Source organism: Streptomyces durocortorensis, assembly GCF_016901035.1.
GTDB classification, from domain to species: domain Bacteria; phylum Actinomycetota; class Actinomycetes; order Streptomycetales; family Streptomycetaceae; genus Streptomyces; species Streptomyces durocortorensis.
This window is the reverse complement of the sequence record NZ_JAFEUF010000022.1, coordinates 19,505-35,586: the sequence shown is the minus strand read 5'-3', so window position 1 is coordinate 35,586 and position 16,082 is coordinate 19,505. Positions and strand designations below refer to the sequence as shown.

The 16,082-nt window shown below is 73.2% G+C and carries 15 protein-coding genes and 3 pseudogenes; 9 read left to right on the top strand and 9 right to left on the bottom strand.

Translation table 11 applies throughout. The features are described 5' to 3' along the window. Nucleotides 1-222: 222 nt before the first annotated feature. From JS521_RS07305 to JS521_RS07295, 3 genes are read right to left on the bottom strand one after another with little or no spacing between them, the layout of a single operon-like run. Nucleotides 223-486, bottom strand: coding sequence for a CDGSH iron-sulfur domain-containing protein (locus JS521_RS07305; RefSeq protein WP_205081904.1), 264 nt, complete (start codon nt 484-486; stop codon nt 223-225). Continuing rightward, the gene (locus JS521_RS07300) at nt 470-1,189 is read right to left on the bottom strand and encodes a HemK2/MTQ2 family protein methyltransferase (RefSeq protein WP_205081903.1); all 720 of its coding nucleotides are present in this window, start codon (nt 1,187-1,189) and stop codon (nt 470-472) included. Before JS521_RS07300 ends, JS521_RS07305 begins: the two co-directional genes overlap by 17 nt. A gap of 41 nt (nt 1,190-1,230) precedes the next feature. Continuing rightward, the gene (locus JS521_RS07295) at nt 1,231-1,455 is read right to left on the bottom strand and encodes a hypothetical protein (RefSeq protein WP_205081902.1); all 225 of its coding nucleotides are present in this window, start codon (nt 1,453-1,455) and stop codon (nt 1,231-1,233) included. Nucleotides 1,456-1,675: 220 nt separating this feature from the next. Here JS521_RS07295 and JS521_RS07290 point away from each other — a divergent pair, with 220 nt between their 5' ends. Further along, nucleotides 1,676-2,362, top strand: a complete 687-nt coding sequence (locus tag JS521_RS07290; RefSeq protein ID WP_205081901.1) for a DNA alkylation repair protein — start codon at nt 1,676-1,678, stop codon at nt 2,360-2,362. Nucleotides 2,363-2,424: 62 nt separating this feature from the next. On the opposite strand, the pseudogene JS521_RS07285 reads toward JS521_RS07290, so the two are convergent. Continuing rightward, a pseudogene (locus tag JS521_RS07285) lies at nt 2,425-2,739 on the bottom strand (MFS transporter); the annotation flags it as partial. Between JS521_RS07285 and JS521_RS07280 the strand changes: the two are divergent. Continuing rightward, nucleotides 2,730-3,239, top strand: a pseudogene (locus JS521_RS07280) (TetR/AcrR family transcriptional regulator C-terminal domain-containing protein); the annotation flags it as partial. The pseudogenes JS521_RS07285 and JS521_RS07280 sit on opposite strands and share 10 nt — an antisense overlap. On the opposite strand, the gene JS521_RS07275 reads toward JS521_RS07280, so the two are convergent. Genes JS521_RS07275 through JS521_RS07260 form a run of 4 tightly spaced genes read right to left on the bottom strand, consistent with a single transcriptional unit; the run spans nt 3,226 to nt 8,093 of the window. Beyond that, the gene (locus JS521_RS07275; RefSeq protein WP_205081900.1) at nt 3,226-4,371 is read right to left on the bottom strand and encodes an XdhC family protein; all 1,146 of its coding nucleotides are present in this window, start codon (nt 4,369-4,371) and stop codon (nt 3,226-3,228) included. The pseudogene JS521_RS07280 and the gene JS521_RS07275 overlap by 14 nt on opposite strands. After that, nucleotides 4,364-6,517 (bottom strand): xanthine dehydrogenase family protein molybdopterin-binding subunit, encoded by a 2,154-nt coding sequence (locus JS521_RS07270; RefSeq protein WP_205081899.1) that lies wholly within the window; start codon nt 6,515-6,517, stop codon nt 4,364-4,366. Before JS521_RS07270 ends, JS521_RS07275 begins: the two co-directional genes overlap by 8 nt. Continuing rightward, on the bottom strand, nt 6,514-7,506 hold the full coding sequence (locus JS521_RS07265; protein ID WP_205081898.1) for an FAD binding domain-containing protein: 993 nt from the start codon (nt 7,504-7,506) through the stop codon (nt 6,514-6,516). The genes JS521_RS07270 and JS521_RS07265 overlap by 4 nt, the downstream gene beginning before the upstream one ends. Further along, nucleotides 7,503-8,093: a (2Fe-2S)-binding protein gene (locus tag JS521_RS07260; RefSeq protein ID WP_205081897.1), complete on the bottom strand. Its 591-nt coding sequence runs from the start codon at nt 8,091-8,093 to the stop codon at nt 7,503-7,505. Before JS521_RS07260 ends, JS521_RS07265 begins: the two co-directional genes overlap by 4 nt. 196 nt (nt 8,094-8,289) lie before the next feature. Between JS521_RS07260 and JS521_RS07255 the strand changes: the two genes are divergently transcribed. Together JS521_RS07255 and JS521_RS07250 are read left to right on the top strand one after the other, a co-directional pair. Further along, nucleotides 8,290-8,874 carry a TetR/AcrR family transcriptional regulator gene (locus JS521_RS07255; protein WP_205081896.1) on the top strand — a complete coding sequence of 195 codons (585 nt, stop codon included), beginning with the start codon at nt 8,290-8,292 and terminating at the stop codon, nt 8,872-8,874. Nucleotides 8,875-8,978: 104 nt separating this feature from the next. After that, nucleotides 8,979-10,079 (top strand): hypothetical protein, encoded by a 1,101-nt coding sequence (locus JS521_RS07250; protein WP_205081895.1) that lies wholly within the window; start codon nt 8,979-8,981, stop codon nt 10,077-10,079. A 38-nt stretch (nt 10,080-10,117) separates the two neighbouring features. Here the strand turns inward: JS521_RS07250 and JS521_RS07245 are convergent, their stop codons facing one another. Further along, nucleotides 10,118-11,647: an aromatic amino acid ammonia-lyase gene (locus tag JS521_RS07245; protein WP_205081894.1), complete on the bottom strand. Its 1,530-nt coding sequence runs from the start codon at nt 11,645-11,647 to the stop codon at nt 10,118-10,120. A gap of 151 nt (nt 11,648-11,798) precedes the next feature. Here JS521_RS07245 and JS521_RS07240 point away from each other — a divergent pair, with 151 nt between their 5' ends. The 5 genes and pseudogenes from JS521_RS07240 to JS521_RS07220 form a co-directional block, all read left to right on the top strand. After that, nucleotides 11,799-12,848: an ABC transporter ATP-binding protein gene (locus JS521_RS07240; RefSeq protein ID WP_205081893.1), complete on the top strand. Its 1,050-nt coding sequence runs from the start codon at nt 11,799-11,801 to the stop codon at nt 12,846-12,848. Further along, complete coding sequence (locus JS521_RS07235; protein WP_032788395.1) at nt 12,845-13,495, top strand: ABC transporter permease; 651 nt, start codon at nt 12,845-12,847, stop codon at nt 13,493-13,495. The genes JS521_RS07240 and JS521_RS07235 overlap by 4 nt, the downstream gene beginning before the upstream one ends. 4 nt (nt 13,496-13,499) lie before the next feature. Further along, on the top strand, nt 13,500-14,171 hold the full coding sequence (locus JS521_RS07230; RefSeq protein ID WP_205081892.1) for an ABC transporter permease: 672 nt from the start codon (nt 13,500-13,502) through the stop codon (nt 14,169-14,171). Nucleotides 14,172-14,229: 58 nt separating this feature from the next. Beyond that, nucleotides 14,230-15,162 (top strand): ABC transporter substrate-binding protein, encoded by a 933-nt coding sequence (locus tag JS521_RS07225; protein WP_205081919.1) that lies wholly within the window; start codon nt 14,230-14,232, stop codon nt 15,160-15,162. A gap of 70 nt (nt 15,163-15,232) precedes the next feature. Continuing rightward, nucleotides 15,233-15,814, top strand: a pseudogene (locus tag JS521_RS07220) (cytosine permease); the annotation flags it as partial. Nucleotides 15,815-16,082 lie beyond the last annotated feature (268 nt).

The window sequence follows — 16,082 nt, the reverse complement described above, 5'->3', positions numbered from 1 at the left end:
CCCCCGCGCCCCCCGGGTGGCCCCGCCCTCCCCCCCCTCCCCGTCGCTTGGGGGGGCCGCCCCGGGGGGGGGGGGGGGGGGGCCCCGGGCGGGGGGGGGGCGGGGGGGCCCCCCCCCCCGCCAGCACGGCGAGGACGCTTTCGCTGAGAGGTCCGCGCGGGGCGGGGAGCGCGGGGGACGCCGCGGGGCTGTCGCTGGCACGGGGGTGGGCGGCCGGGTTCGTCACGATCGGGGGTCCTCCTCGCCCTCCTGGGGCTGTCGGCCGTCCGGGCGGCTCTCCGAGGGCCCGGCGGGCTTGCGGCGGCGGTGGCTGGTGTCGCACCAGGGGTAGGTGCGGCTGCGGCGGCAGGTGCAGATCGCGACGACGAAGCGGTCGGAGCGCGTCGTCGTACCGTCGTCGCCGACGACCTCGACCGGCCCTTCCACCAGGATGGGGCCTTCCCGGTTCACCACGACGCGGCGTGGTGCCTCATTCCTTGCGGCCACGGATCACCACCAGTTCCTCCCTGTCCAGCCGGTCCCGCAGCAGGCCACGGTCCCGCAGCCAGGCGGCCCGGCGGCGGGTGACCGGCCCGAAGGGGATCGTCACCCGGTCGGTCACACAGACGTCGAGACCGGCCGCGGACAGCCGGCCGACCGTCTCCTCGGGGCGGCTCAGCCCTGACTGGACCAGCAGGAGCAGACCGCCGGGGCGCAGGGCGGCGAAGGCGTCGTCGCAGATGCGGTCGAGGATCACCCGGCCGTCGGGGCCCGCGTCCCAGGAGCGGCCGGGCCCGTAGCGCGGCACCGACAGGCCGGGGGCCGGAACGTACGGGGGGTTGCTGACGACGGCGTCGAACGTACGGCCCGGCAGGGCCCTCAGCAGGTCACCCCTGCGTACGGTGACGGACAGGCGGGCGAGCGCGGTGTTGAGTCGCGCGGACGCCACGGCCCGGCGGCTGATGTCGACCGCGGTGACACGGGCGCCGAGCCGGGCGGCGTGCAGGGCCAGCGCGCCGCTTCCGGTGCAGAGGTCCAGCAGGTCCGTGCCCGGGCCGATCCCCTCGCGGCGCATGGCGAGGGCCAGCAGAAGCGTGTCGGTCTGCGGGCGGTACACCCCGGGAAGCCGCACGACCCGGCCCGGCCTCGGCGCCTCCCCGCCCGGCCGTGGAGCTGCGCCGGACGCGTCCGGCAGGGCCTGCCGCGTCATCGGGTCGTCCTCGCCCTCGGGTGCTCGGACCCCTCGCCCGTTCAACGGCCGGGGCGCCCGTCCGGCCGGTCCCGCTGTTCGAGGTGGCGCGCCTCGGCCTGCCGGCGCCGGCCCTCGTCCCGGCGACTCTGGTCGTCGAGCGCCTTGCCGTCCGATTCCTTGGCCAGCCCGCGGGCCTTCAGGACCTTGGCCCGCAAGATCCTGCGTACGTCACGCATCGTGTCCTCCTGTGCGCTCAGCAGTAGTTCCACCGTCGAACGGTTCATGGTTCCTCGTCCTCGGCGCGCCACCCAGGGTCCGTCACCGGAGCGGCCCGGCTCCCCGTGGCTCGCGCCGCTGTACCGGAGTGACCCCGAACGGCCCCGCTAAACGCGGGGTGCCGTCGTACGCTGAATCCCCCGTTCCGGTCGGCAGAACGACCGTCGGCCGAACGACAGTCCGGCAGACGGTCGGGCGGACAGCCGATGAGAGGGAGAGGAGGCCCCGGTGGCCGGAGAGAGCCCGACCGACGCCACGGTGGCGGAGCTGCTGGCCGAGCTGGCCGCGCTGGAGGATCCGAAGGCCCGCGCCGTGAACGAGAAGCACGGTGACGATCACGGGGTGAACCTCGGCAAGCTGCGGGCCATCGCGAAGCGGCTCAAGACGCAGCAGGAGCTCGCGGTCCGGCTGTGGGAGACCGATGACACCGCGGCGATGCTGCTGGCGCTCCTGATCTGCCGCCCGAAGGCGTTCGGGCATGACGAGCTGGACCGCATGCTGCGCGAGGCCCGCGCCCCCAAGGTGCACGACTGGCTCGTGAACTACGTGGTGAAGAAGAGCCCGCACGCCGAGGAACTGCGCCTGGCCTGGTCGGCGGACCCCGACCCCGTGGTCGCGAGCGCCGGCTGGGCCCTCACCACCGAACGCGTCAGGAAGAAGCCCGAGGGCCTCGGCCTTCCGGGGCTGCTCGACGTCATCGAAGCGCGGATGAAGGACGCTCCGGACCGCCTGCAGTGGGCGATGAACCACTGTCTGGCCCAGATCGGCATCGACCACCCCGCGCTCCGCGCCCGCGCCGTAGGCATCGGTGAGCGCCTGGAGGTCCTCAAGGACTACCCGACCTCTCCGGGCTGCACCTCTCCGTACGCGCCGGACTGGATCGCCGAGATGGTGCGGCGACAGGACGCCGGCTGACCGACGGCTCGCCGACGCTCGAACAGCCCCTCGGTGCCCTTCCGCTGCCGCGGTCAGGCCGGTGGGACGCGGCGCGGTCCGACGAGCGTGACGGTGGTGAGCACCGCGAGGACCGCGAGCGCGGCGGACGTGCCCAGTACGGCTCGGGCGCCTTCGGTGACCGCCTGGGCGCCCTGACCGCCGTGCCGGGCGAAGACCGCGCCGAGCGCCGCCGTGCCGACACCGGCGCCGAGTGAGGCGAGGGGGGAGACCGTCCCCGCGACCATGCCGACGCGCTCGGGGTCCGTGACCCGCACGGCGACGGCCATGACGGGCGCGCCGGCGATCCCACCGCCCGCTCCCCAGGCGAGCAGCGGTACGAGGAGCGCCCACCAGGGCCGCGACCTGGGAGACCTCCGTCGCCGACTACGCCGGTTCCCTGCGCGCGCTGTACCGCCGCTGGCCCCGCGCCCTGCTGGTCTCCCTGGACGAGGACACTCCTCCGGCCTCGGTCCACCCCAACCGCCTGCTCCACCTGGACCGCTTCCTGCGGCTCCTGCGGGACGTGGGCCTGGACGTGCCCGCGGCGCTCGCGGCGCACCGCCATCTCTCCCTGCTGGTGCTGTCCTTCGTCCTCCTGATCGACGGACCGGCGGATCGCGCGGGCGACGGCCGGGGCGGGGACGACCTGGCCGGGGACGGCCACGCAGAGGGCGGCCGCGAGGGCGACAGCTCCGGCCGGCTCGTCCCCGACGCCTGGCTCACCGCCCACGCCGACCTCGACATCCCGACCCTCCGGGAGGCCGCCGCACTGCCGCTGCCCACCCCGGACGAGCAGTTCGACGAGCTCGTCTCGGCCGTCGTCGACCGGATCCGCGGCGGCCTCAGAGCCGGCTGACGGTCCGTCGTTCCGGGCCGGGCTCCCGGTGGATGGGCTCCGCTCCCCCGGTCAGCGGCAGACCCGTTCCGCCGCGCAGGGCCGCGACGATCTCCGCCGCGATGGACAGCGCCGTCTCCTCCGGCGTACGGGCTCCGAGGTCCAGGCCGATGGGCGACCGCAGGCGGTTCAGCTCACGGTCGCCGAGTCCGGCCTCGCGCAGCCGCCGGGTCCGGTCCTCGTGGGTCCGGCGCGAGCCCATCGCGCCGACGAACGCGGCGGGCCTCCGCAACGCCTCCGTGAGCAGCGGCACGTCGAACCGGGCCTCGTGCGTGAGGACGCACAGCACGGTGCGGGCGTCGGTGCGGGTGCGCCGCAGATAGCGGTGGGGCCAGTCGACGACGACCTCGTCGGCCTCGGGGAACCGGGCCCGGGTGGCGAAGACGGGCCGGGCGTCGCACACCGTCACATGGTGGCCGAGGAACTTCCCGGCCCGGACCAGCGCGGCGGCGAAGTCGACCGCGCCGAAGACGATCATGCGAGGCGGCGGGACGCTGGTCTCGACGAGCAGGGTGAGTCCGCCGGGGCAGTGCGAGCCGTCCTCGGAGAGGGCGACGGTGCCGGTGCGGCCGGTGTCGAGCAGGGCCGAGGCTTCGGCAGCAGCCGTACGGTCCAGCTCCGGGTGGCCGCCGAGCCCACCCTCGTGGGAGCCGTCGGCGCGGACGAGCAGCGACCGCCCCAGGAGCCCGCCCGGGCCGCTCACCACCCGGGCGAGGGCCGCCGCCTCGCCCGAGACGGCCGCGGACAGCGCGGCCCGCAGCACTTCCCGGTCCGGCGAGTCGGCCCGTACCGGCGTGACCATGATGCCGATGACCCCGCCGCAGGTCAGCCCGACCGCGAAGGCGTCCTCGTCGCTGTAGCCGAAGCTTTGCCGGACGCTCTCGCCGGACGCCAGGGCCTGCGCGCAGAGTTCGTAGACCGCGCCCTCGACACAGCCACCGGAGACCGAACCGATCGCGTTTCCCTCGCTGTCGACGGCGAGGGCGGCCCCCGGTCCGCGCGGCGCGCTGCCGCCGACGGAGACGACGGTGGCGACCGCGAACTCCCGCCCCTCCGTCATCCATCGGTGCAACTCGCCGGCGATGTCAAGCATCCGCCGCTCCCCCGGCGGGCTCCGGCACCGTCGCGGCGAGGACCCGGTCGGGGCGGATCGGCAGATTCCGGTGGCGTACGCCGGTGGCGTGCCAGACCGCGTTGGCGACGGCCGCCGCCGCGCCCACGATGCCGATCTCCCCGACGCCCTTGATGCCGACCGGGTCGTCCGGGTCGTGGTCGTCCACCCAGTCCACCTCGATGGCGGGGGTGTCGGCGTGCGTGGCGACGTGGTAGCCCGCGAGGTCGGGGGCGTAGTGACCGCCGGTATTGCGGTCGCGGACCGCCTCCTCGTGCAGGGCCATGGAGATGCCCCAGGTCATTCCGCCGACGAGTTGGTTGCGGGCGGTCAGCGGGTTGACGATCCGGCCCGCCGCGAAGACGCCCAGCATGCGGCGCACCCGGATCTCGCCGGTGGCGGTGTCCACGGCGGCCTCGGCGAACTGCGCGCCGAACGAGTGGCGTTCCTTCTGTGCGAGCGCCCCGAGGGCCTCGGTGGTGTCGGACCGTACGGTGATCCCCTCCGGCGGGATCGACGTGGTCATCGCGAGCCGCTCCCGCAGTTCGGCGGCGGCGGCCGTGACCGCCCAGGCCCAGGAGCGGGTGCCCATGGATCCGCCGGCGATCATCGCGGGGCCGAAGTCGCTGTCGCCGATGCGGACCCGGACCTGTTCGGGTGCGGTCTCCAGCGCGTCGGCGGCGATCAGGGTGAGCGCGGTGCGGGCTCCGGTGCCGATGTCGGCGGCGGTGATCCGTACGGTGAAGGAGCCGTCGGCCTCGGCCGTGACCAGGGCCGTCGAGGGGGCGGCCCCGGCGCCGAAGGAGGCCGCGGCCGTGCCGGTGCCCAGCAGCCAGCGTCCCTCCCGCCGGATACCGGGGCGTGGGTCGCGGTCCGCCCAGCCGAACCTGCGGGCTCCTTCGCGGAAGCAGGCGGCGAGGTTGTTGCTGCTGAACGGCAGTCCCGAGACGGGGCCGACGTCCGGCTCGTTGCGCAGGCGCAGCTCGATCGGGTCGATGCCGCCGCGTTCGGCGAGTTCGTCGAGGGCCGCCTCGATCGCGAAGGATCCCGGGGCCTCCCCCGGCGCCCGCATCCAGGTCGGGGACGGCACGTCGAGCCGGACGACGTGGTTGGCGGTGCGGTGGGCGTCGGCGTCGTACAGAACACGGGCGACACCGGCGCTGGGCTCGACGAACTCGTACACCGTGGACGTCTGGTTCAGCGAGCGGTGTTCCAGGGCCAGCAGCCGGCCGTCGGGGGCCGCGCCGAGCCTGACCCGCTGGATGGTGGGGCTGCGGTAGCCGCCCAGCGAGAACGTCTGACGCCGCGTCAGCACCACGCGTACCGGGCGGTTGAGGGCGGTGGCGGCCATCACGGCGGACACCTGGTGGGCGCGCAGGCCCTTGCTGCCGAAGCCGCCGCCGATGTGTTCGGAGCGCACTCGCACCGAGGAGGCGTCGAGCGAGAACATCGTGGCCAGTTCACCCTGGACCCAGCCGGCGCCCTGGTTGGAGTCGACGACCTCCAGCCGGCCGCCCTCCCACCGGGCGGTCGCCGCGTGCGGTTCCATCATGCTGTGTTGCTCTTCGGGGGTGGTGTACTCCGCGTCCACCACAAAGGCGGAGGCGGCCAGTTGTTCCTCCAGGTCGCCCTTCTCCGTCTCGGCGGGCATATGGCCGGCGGCGGCGTAGGCGCCGGGGTGGTCCGGGTGGAGCGCGGTGTCGTGCGGTTCGCTGTCGTACGTCACCACGAGCGCTTCAGCCGCCTCCCTGGCCTCCTCGGGGGTCTCGGCGACGACGAGGGCGACCGGCCAGCCGGCGAACGGCACCCGGTCGTTCTGGAAGACGGCGCACGTCGGGTCCGGCGGGGTGCCGAGCATGCCGACGTAATCGGTGTGCAGGCGGGGGGCGTTGCCGTGGTGGAGCACGGTGAGCACGCCCGGCATGGCGAGGACCGGGTCGGTCTCCACGTCCAGGATCCGGCCACGGGTGACGGTGGACAGCACGAGCCAGCCGTGGGCCAGGTCCGCGAAAGGGATCTCGCCCGCGTAGCGTGCCGCGCCGGTGACCTTCTCGCGGCCCTCGATACGGGTACGGGCGGTGCCGACGGCGCCGCGGAGCGCCGAGGGGCCCGGGGTGGTGGTCGTCATCGGGCGTCCTCCCCGGCGAGTTCGGTCAGGACGGAGACCACGAGGTTGCGCATGAGGGTCACCTTGTATCCGTTGTGGGGCAGCGGCCGGGCGGCGGCCAGCTCGGCGTCCGCGGCGGCGGCGAAGGTCGCGCCGTCGGCCGGTGCGCCGGTCAGAACGGCTTCGGCCGCGCGGGCGCGCCAGGGGCGGGAGGCGACGGCCCCGAGGGCGAGGCGCGCTTCGCGTACGCGGCCGTCCTCGATGGCGAGCGCGGCGGCGACGGAGCCGATGGCGAAGGCGTACGAGGCGCGCTCGCGCACCTTGCGGTAGCGGGAGCCGGCGGCGACGGTCGCGGCGGGCAGGGTCACATGGGTGATCAGCGCGCCGGGCGGCAGGGCGGTCTCCCGGTGCGGGGTGTCGCCGACGGGGAGGTAGAAGTCGGTGATCGGGACTTCGCCGGGGCCGTCCGCGCTCTCGTAGGAGACCACGGCGTCGAACGCCGTCAGGGCCACGCCCATGTCGGAGGGGTGCACGGCCACGCAGTGGTCGGATGCGCCGAGGACCGCGTGGTTGTGGTGCTCGCCCGCGACGGCGGGGCAACCGGTGCCCGGGGCCCGCTTGTTGCAGGGCTGGGAGAGGTCGGTGAAGTAGCCGCAGCGGGTGCGCTGGAGGAGGTTGCCGCCGACGGTGGCCATGTTGCGCAGCTGCCCGGAGGCGCCGGCGAGCAGGGCCTGGGTCAACGCCGGGTAGTGGCGGCGGACTTCGGAGTGGACGGCGAGGTCGCTGTTGGTGACGGTCGCCCCGATGCGCAGGCCGCCGTCCGCCGTGGTTTCGATGCGGTCCAGGGGGAGTTCTCGGACGTCGACGAGGAGGGCGGGGCGTTCCACGCCGGTCTTCATCAGGTCGACGAGGTTGGTGCCGCCGCCGAGGTAGCGCGCGTCCGGGTCGGCGGCGAGGAGAGAGACCGCGCCGCTGACGTCATGGGCGCGCTGATAGCCGAATTCCCTCATGCGGCGGCCTCCTCGGCGCCGTGCTTCCCGGCTGCGCTTCCCTCTGCGGTGTGTTCCCCGGCGGCGCGGGCGACGGCCTGGACGATCGAGACGTAGGCGCCGCAGCGGCACAGGTTGCCGCTCATCCGCTCGCGGATCTCCTCGGGCGTCAGCGGTGGCGGCCCCGCTTCGGGAGCAGGGTCGTCGGTGACGGCGCTCGGCCAGCCGGCCGCGTGTTCCTCGATGACGGCGATGGCCGAGCAGATCTGGCCGGGCGTGCAGTAGCCGCACTGGTAGCCGTCGAGGTCGAGGAAGGCCTGCTGGACGGGGTGCAGTTCGTCGCCCTCGGCCACGCCTTCGATGGTGGTGATCTCGCGGCCCTCGGCCGCGACCGCGAGGCTGAGACAGGAGACGACGCGGCGCTGGTCGACCAGGACCGTACAGGCGCCGCACTGCCCCTGGTCGCAGCCCTTCTTGGTGCCGGTGAGGTCGAGGCGCTCGCGCAGGGCGTCGAGGAGGGTGGTGCGGTGGTCGATGGGCAGGTGGTGCTTCTCGCCGTTGATGTTCAGGGTGATCGCACTGGACGTCGACGAGGGCGCTGGGGCCATGTTCAGCCTTCTCTGGTGTCGGGTGACGTGGAGAACCCGGGCCTCGGTCGGTGACCGCCGGCCCCGGCCGGGAGTAAGGTAGCCCTAACCGGACCACTGTCCGCTTACCCCGAAAACGTAACGGACAGCTGTCCGGTTAACAAGGACGGGTTTCGGCCACGCACCCCGAGCCCGGCCACGCCCCCGAGGAGGATCCGTGTCCCAGCAGCCGAAGAAGGACACCGCCCTGCGTTCGGACGCTCAGCGCAACCGCGAGCGCATCCTGCGCGTGGCCACGGTCGAGCTGACGCTGCGCGCGGACGCCCCGCTGAGCGCGATCGCCAAGAAGGCGGGGGTCGGGCAGGGCACCTTCTACCGCAACTTCCCCCACCGGGAGGCGCTGGTCCTGGAGGTCTACCGCTACGAGATGCAGCAGGTCGCCGACGCGGCGTGCGAGTTGCTCCAGAGCCGCCCGCCCGAGCGGGCCCTGCGCGAGTGGATGGACCGGCTCGCCCGCTTCGCGATGACGAAGGCCGGTCTGGCGGACGCGATCCGCCTGGTGACCAGCGCGCCGGGCGGCCCCGCGAGACCCGGCCCCACCCCGGTCATGGAGGCGGCCGGAACCCTGCTGCGCGCCTGTGAGGACGCCGGCGCCATCCGGCCCGGGGTGACGCCGGACGACTTCTTCCTCGCGATCGCCGGCCTCTGGCAGATCGATCCGCACGAGGACTGGGAGCCGAGGGCCGGCCGACTGCTGGACTTCGTCATGGACGGGCTGCGTGTGGGGGCGCCCGGCCGGTGACCGGACCGCCCGCCGTCGCTGTCGGCGGGCCGTGTGATGATGCCCCGTGCGCTGCTCGGACCTGGGGAGGGACCGGGCGCGGAAACATCGACGGGAGCGGTGAGTTGAGCAAGGGTGGGGCGTCCGTACCGGACGAGGAGTGGGAGCGTTTCCTGAGGGAGTCCGAGGCCGGCAGCCCGGGCGCGCCCGAGGAGCCGTCGGCGCGGGCCCGGATGGTGACACGGCGGCTTCGGGACGAGCCCGACCCGCCGCGGGGGTGGCGAACGCACGAGCCGCCCCGGCGACAGCGCGGCAAGGGCTGGTACGTGTTCGGCCTGGCGGTCGTCATCGTGCTGCTGGTCGCCGTGGCCGTCGCCCCCGGCCGGATCGTCGGCTGGTTCGACGGCGCGGACGCGGTGGACACCCTGCCCCTCGCCGCGGAGTCGGAACGCCCGGACGGGCCACCCGCCCAGGAGGGGGAAGGCCCGCTTCCCACGCAGGACGAGCCGTTCGCCGGATCACCGGCGGCACGGTGGGCCGATGGCGCGGCCGGCATCCATCTGCCCGCGCCACGGGCGACCGGCTGGATGAGCGAGGCGGAGGTCGGCAAGGCGCTGGAGCGGAGCCGGGACTTCCTGGTCGCCGCCGCGCTCGACCCCGCAGTGCTGGGCGGCGAACGGCCCGAGAAGGCCATGGCGCTCGTCAACCCGCACCAGTCGGACGTCCAGGACTACCTGGAGAAGGCGTTCGGCGCGCCCGACCGGGAGAACGACCCCCTCCTGCTGTTCAGCCGCTTCCGGTCCGCCGATGTGCGGCCGGTCGGGGACGTGGTCAAGACGCGCGGCCGGATCGCCTTCCGGGAGGGCGGGAAGGGCGCGGTGGAGGTCTCCACCGATGTCACCTACGTCTACCCGGTCATGCGGGCCTCGGGGGACGACGAGGTCGCGCGCACCATCGTGCGCCGCGAGGTGGTGATGAGCTGGGACGACCCGGCGAAAATCGTGATCGAGCCGGGGACGTTCTCCCTCGTCTCCTACAAGGTGGACACCACCAACGGCGGTTGCGGAACCTCCACCGGCTATCTGGTCCCCGCGTTCCTCGCCGACCGCACCACCGCCGAGGGGGGCGACGGCCCGGCGGTCGACCCGTACGACCGGAGCACGCCGATCGAGGAGCGGATGCGGGAAGGCGACGGCGAGGGCTGCGACATCGCCACCCGCTCCTGAGCACCGCCCGCTCCTGAGGGCGCCCCGCCACGGGCGGGCTACGGGGCCGGTTCCGCGACCGCTCCTGAGTCCGTCCACAGCTCGGCGAACCGGTCCAGCAGCCCGGCGGCCGCCGCCACATCGTCGGTCAACGGCCGGTCGGCCGACTCCCCGTCCAGCACCGAGGCGGCGAGTTCGAAAGCGCGGCCGACGGGCAGCTCCGGGTCGAGGCGCAGTTCCCGCTGACTCAACGCCCGTACGGCCGCCACGAGTTCGCAGCCCACGACGAGCCGGAACGCCTCGCACGCCCGCAGGGTCTGCCGGGCCGCCAGTGACGCGAAGCTGGCCTGCTCCTCGACGCCCCGGGAGAGCACCGCGTGGCCGAGGGAGGCGGGCGCCGAGAAGGCCCGCAGGTCACCGAGGGCCGCCCCGGTCGCGTATTCGAGGATCATCACGCCCGAGGAGGCCGGCTCGCCGTCCGCGAGGAACGGGCGCAGGCGGGTGAAGCCCGGTTCGTTCAGCGTCGAGAGCCGGGAGGTGGAGAGCCGGGCCACCTGGGTCACCGCGAGCCGGAAGTGATCCAGGGACAGGGCGAGTTGGGCGAGGTAGAAGCCGCCGTGGTGGTAGGCGGCCATGTCGTCGGCGGAGATCAGCGGGTTCTCGGCCGCCGCGTTGATCTCGACGCCGAGGACCTCTTCCAGCGCGTCCGCCGCGTCGTGCGCGGGCCCGTGGATCTGCGGCACGCAGCGCAGGCCGTACGGGTCCTGGATCCGGCCGAGCGGTGGGGTGGGGCGGTCGGGGGCGCCGAGCAGCAGCCGCATCCGCTCGGCGACCGCGTACGAACCGGCGTGCCGCCGCGCCTCGTGGACGGGCAGCGCGTAGGCCTCGTAACTGCCGTCGATCGCCATCAGGGAGAGGGCCGCCACCACCTGGGTGGCACCGATCAGGGCGCGCAGTTCGTGCAGGGCGAGGGCGGACTGGCCGAGGGTGAGGGCGTTGCTGCTGATCAGGGCGAGGGCGTCGTTGTTGTCGAGCGGCTGCGGTTCGGGGGCGGCCCCCGCGCCCTGCCAGGGGTGTTCGCCCGCCAGCGCGAGGCCCATCTGCGCGAGCGCCGCGATGTCGCCGGTGCCGACCGAACCGAACTCGTTGACCTTCGGGTACGCGCCCGTCTCCAGGGCCTCGCAGAGCGCGGTGACGACGGTGGGGCGCAGCCCGGCGCCGCCGGCGAGGAGCTGGTTGGCGCGGACGGCGAGCATGGCGCGGACCTGCCGCGCGGGAAGCTCCTCGCCGATCGCTCCGGCGTGGCTGCGCAGCAGGCGCAGGCCGTGGTCGGCGGCCGCCTCGGTGGGTACGGACTCGTTCCGGTTCGCGCCGACGCCGGTGGAGCGGCCGTAGACGCGACCCCAGGAGGCGATTTCCCGCGCGGCGTCCCACGAGGCCTCCACCCGCTTCATGCCCTCGGCCGCCGGGACGGGACTGGCGACAGATTCGGCCATGCGTACGACATCTGCGACCATCAGTCGGCGACCGTCGAGGACGACGACCGCATCGCTGCCATCGGCCACTCTGTCCGAGATGTGAGACGACATCAGTTGCAATTCCTCCTCTGTCGGGCACTCCGTCTTGCCCTACGGCCATGAGTAACCAGGGATTTACACCCGAGCGGCGACGACCTATTGACAATCTATTCAGTCACCGAGAACTCTGCATGATGATATGCAGCCGGGCAAGGGACTCCTCATGATCCAATTCGACAAGGCCCACAAGCGCTTCCCCAACGGCACGACCGCGGTGCACGACCTCACGCTCGACCTGCCGGAAGGAGGCGTGACCGTCCTCGTCGGATCTTCCGGTTGCGGCAAGACGACCACGCTCCGCATGATCAACCGGATGGTCGAGCCGACCTCCGGGACGATCAGGGTGGGCGGCAAGGACGTCCTGGAACAGGACGCCGCCGAGCTGCGCCGCTCCATCGGTTACGTGATCCAGCAGGCCGGGCTCTTCCCGCACCGCACCGTCCTGGACAACATCGCGACCGTACCGCTGCTGCTCGGCCACGGCCGCAGGAAGGCGCGGGCGCGGGCGGCGGAGCTGCTGGAGACGGTCGGGCTCACCACCGAGGCGGGGAAGCGCTACCCGCACCAGCTCTCGGGCGGTCAGCAGCAGCGCGTCGGAGTGGCCCGCGCGCTCGCCGCGGATCCGCCGGTCCTCCTGATGGACGAGCCCTTCGGCGCCGTCGACCCGGTGGTCCGCGCCCAGCTCCAGGACGAACTGCTGCGACTCCAGAGAGAGTTGAACAAGACCATCGTCTTCGTCACGCACGACATCGACGAGGCCGTGCGGCTCGGCGACCGGATAGCCGTCTTCCGTACCGGCGGCCATCTCGTCCAGTGCGCCACCCCCGCCGAACTCCTCGCCCGCCCCGCGGACGCGTTCGTCGAGGACTTCCTCGGCGCGGAACGCGGGCTCAAGCTGCTGTCCCTGACGACGCTCGCCGAGGTCGCCCAGGGCCCCGCACCCGAAGGCGCCCGCTGGCAGCTCACCCTGGACGCCGCACGTAAGCCGCTGGCCTGGCGCGACAGCGAGAGCAAGGACGCGGCGGAGATACCCGTCCGGCCGCTGCGCGACACCGATTCGCTGCTCTCCGCGCTCAACGAGTCGATCGCCGCGCCGAGCGGCCTGGTCGCCCGGGTCGACGCGGACGGCGTCCTCACCGGCGTCAGCTCCCGCGAGGACATCCACGACCGGGCCGGCCAGGTGCACAGCGCGGCGAGCGCGGTGGCGGCGTGAGCGTCGACTGGTCGTGGATAGCCGACCACACCGACGACCTCACCACCCTGACGCTCTCCCACCTCCAGGCCGCCCTGACCGCCGTCCTCCTCGGGCTGCTGATCTCGCTCCCCCTGGCCGTGCTGGCCCACCGGGTGCGCAGGCTGCGCGGGCTGCTCCTCGGCCTGTCGAACGTCCTGTTCACGATCCCGTCCATCGCGGTGTTCGTGCTGCTCCTGCCGGTCAGCGGGCTCACCCGCACCACCACCGTCATCGGCCTGACGATCTACACGCTCGTCGTGCTCCTGCGGAACACCGTCGAGGGTCTGGACTCCGTCCCCGCCCGGACGAAGGAGGCCGCGAAGGCCATGGGCACCCGGCCGCTGCGCACCCTGCTCACCGTGGAACTCCCCCTCGCGCTCCCCGTGATCATGGCGGGGGTGCGGATCGCGACGGTGATGGCGATCTCCCTGGTCTCCGTGGCCACGTACATCGGCGACGGCGGGCTCGGGCAGCTCTTCACCGACGGGTTCCAGCGCAACTTCCCCACGCCCGTCATCGTCGGCGTCGTCCTGACCCTGCTCCTTGCGCTCGTCGCGGACGCGCTGCTCGTCACCCTCCAGTACGTCCTGACGCCGTGGACCCGCCGGCAGAAGCAGGGGGCCTGACCTCATGTTCGAACTCCTCAAGGGCCTCGGCTCCTGGCTGGTCAGCGGCGAGCAGTGGACCGGCTCCGACGGCATCGGCCACCGGCTCGCCGAGCACCTCCAGTATTCGCTGCTCGCCACCCTCGTCGCGGCCGCCATCGCCCTGCCGATCGGTCTGCTCATCGGGCACACGGGGCGCGGCGCGTTCGTCGCGATCAACCTGTCGAGCTTCGGGCGGGCGCTTCCCACGGTCGGTCTCGTGGTCCTCGTCTTCCTCGCCAGCGGTCTGTCGATGTGGCCGGTCTACATCGCGCTGGTGGCGCTCGCGGTCCCTTCCATCGTGACCAACACGTACGCCGGGATGACAGCGGTCGATCCGGAGGTGCGGGACGCGGCACGCGGCCAGGGCATGCGCTGGTACCAGGTTCTCTTCCAGGTCGAACTGCCCCTGGCGCTCCCCCTGATCATGACCGGGCTGCGACTGGCGCTCATCCAGGTCGTCGCCACGGCGACCATCGCCGCGTACGTCTCCTTCGGCGGGCTCGGCCGGTACGTCTTCGACGGGCTCGCCCAGCGCGACCTCGTGCAGGTCCTCGGCGGTGCGGTGCTCGTGGCGCTCGTGGCCGTCGTCCTCGACCTCGTGCTCTCCGCCCTCCAGCGCGTCCTCTTCCGCCACCGCCCCGCCCCGCAGTCCTAGGAGTCGGCCCCTCATGACCCGTACGAACCGCGAAAGCCGCGTGACCCGCATGAACCCCATGAACCGCAGGGCGCTCCTCGGCGGACTCTTCGCCGCCGCCACCGTCCCCGCGCTCGCCGCGTGCAGCAGCGGCATCACCTCACTCGAAGGGGACGGGGCCGGAGGCGGTGGCGGCGGCTCCAGCAAGGGCGGCGTCACCATCGGCACCGCCAACTTCACCGAGAACCAGGTCCTCGGGTACCTCTACGCCGCCGCCCTCGAAGCGGCCGGGGTGAAGACCACGGTCCGCCCCAACCTGGGCACCCGCGAGATCCTCATCCCCGCGCTCAGGGGCGGCGACATCGATCTGCTGCCCGAGTACCAGGGCGCTCTGCTGCACTACCTCGACACCAAGGCGACGGCCACGGAGGAGGGCACGATGCAGAACGCCCTCGCCATGCTCCTGCCGCGCGGCCTGCAGATCCTCCCGTACGGCGAGGCGGAGAACGCCGACGCGTTCGCCGTGACCAGGGAGACCGCCGACGAGTACGGCCTGAAGTCCCTGGCGGACCTGGCGAAGCACAACGGCAAGCTCGTCATCGGCGCGGCCCCCGAGGTCAAGAAGCGCACGGTGGGCTCGGTGGGCCTCAAGGAGGTGTACGGCGTGGAGTTCAAGGAGTTCAAGTCCCTCGACTCCTCCGGCCCGTTGGTCAAGGGAGCCCTCAAGAAGGGCGATGTGGACGTGGCCAACCTCTTCACCACCGACACCGACATCGCCGCCGAGGGCTGGGTGGTCCTCACCGATCCGAAGAACCTCATCCCCGGCCAGCACGTCGTCCCGCTGATCGCCGACCGCAAGGCCGACTCGACGGTCCGCAAGGCGCTCGCCCGCCTCGGGTCCGTGCTGACCACGAAGGACCTCACCGAGCTGAACCGCCTGGTGGACAAGGACCGGAAGGACCCCGAGGACGTCGCGTACGACTGGGCGGCGGAGCACGGCATCAAGAAGTAGCCGCTTCCGGCCCGGAGTCGGCGGGCCGGACAGGCAGCACCACACCACCGAGAGACCAGGGAGCCGCAGCATGGCAGCCGAAGACCTGGTGGAGCGCCGCTCCATCGATGTCGTCCCGGACGACGAACGGCACGGGACGGCGTTCAGTCAGTTCACCCTCTGGCTCGGCGCCAACCTCCAGATCACCGCGGTCGTCACGGGCGCGCTGGCCGTCGTCTCGGGCGGCGACGTGGTGTGGTCGGTCGTCGGCCTGCTGCTGGGCAACCTGCTCGGCGGGGCCGTCATGGCGCTGCACTCGGCGCAGGGCCCGAAGCTGGGCCTGCCTCAGATGATCCAGTCCCGGGCCCAGTTCGGAGTGAAGGGCGCGGTCGTCCCGCTGCTGCTGGTGATCCTGATGTACGTCGGGTTCTTCGCGAGCGGCAGCGTGCTGGCCGGCCAGGCGACGGCTCAGCTCATGCACACGAACGACACCACCGGCATCGTCGTCTTCGCGGTGGTCACGGCTGTCATGGCGGCGGTCGGCTACCGCGTGATCCATGTCCTGGGGCGGGTGGCGAGCGTCATCTGCGCGCTGGCCTTCGTCTATCTGGGCATCCGCCTCCTGGACCGGGTGGACCTCTCGGCGCTGCTCGGCGACGCGCACTTCGACCTGCTGGGCGGCGCGGACGTCTCCTGGATCGTGGGCCTGGTGGTCCCGGCGGTGCTGTACTGGCTGCTGGCCCGCCGAGACACCCGGCACATCCCCGAGGAGACGGTGTACGTCCTGGCCTCACCGCGCGAGCGGTGATGTGACGGAGACACACGAACAGCGGGGGGGGGGGGGGGGGGGGGGGGGGGGGGGCGGGGGGGCGGCCCCGGAGCGCCGGGCCGCCGCGCGGCCGCGGCTGGCAGGCGGCGGCCGGTCGCGCCAACCAGGGGGA

Coding starts and splice junctions, on each gene's coding strand:
- JS521_RS07245 (WP_205081894.1), bottom strand. CDS start 11,647: ATGTCGTCTCACATCTCGGACAGAGTGGCCGATGGCAGCGATGCGGTC.
- JS521_RS07300 (WP_205081903.1), bottom strand. CDS start 1,189: ATGACGCGGCAGGCCCTGCCGGACGCGTCCGGCGCAGCTCCACGGCCG.
- JS521_RS07270 (WP_205081899.1), bottom strand. CDS start 6,517: ATGACGACCACCACCCCGGGCCCCTCGGCGCTCCGCGGCGCCGTCGGC.
- JS521_RS07240 (WP_205081893.1), top strand. CDS start 11,799: ATGATCCAATTCGACAAGGCCCACAAGCGCTTCCCCAACGGCACGACC.
- JS521_RS07230 (WP_205081892.1), top strand. CDS start 13,500: ATGTTCGAACTCCTCAAGGGCCTCGGCTCCTGGCTGGTCAGCGGCGAG.
- JS521_RS07225 (WP_205081919.1), top strand. CDS start 14,230: ATGAACCGCAGGGCGCTCCTCGGCGGACTCTTCGCCGCCGCCACCGTC.
- JS521_RS07275 (WP_205081900.1), bottom strand. CDS start 4,371: ATGCTTGACATCGCCGGCGAGTTGCACCGATGGATGACGGAGGGGCGG.
- JS521_RS07260 (WP_205081897.1), bottom strand. CDS start 8,093: ATGGCCCCAGCGCCCTCGTCGACGTCCAGTGCGATCACCCTGAACATC.
- JS521_RS07265 (WP_205081898.1), bottom strand. CDS start 7,506: ATGAGGGAATTCGGCTATCAGCGCGCCCATGACGTCAGCGGCGCGGTC.
- JS521_RS07295 (WP_205081902.1), bottom strand. CDS start 1,455: ATGAACCGTTCGACGGTGGAACTACTGCTGAGCGCACAGGAGGACACG.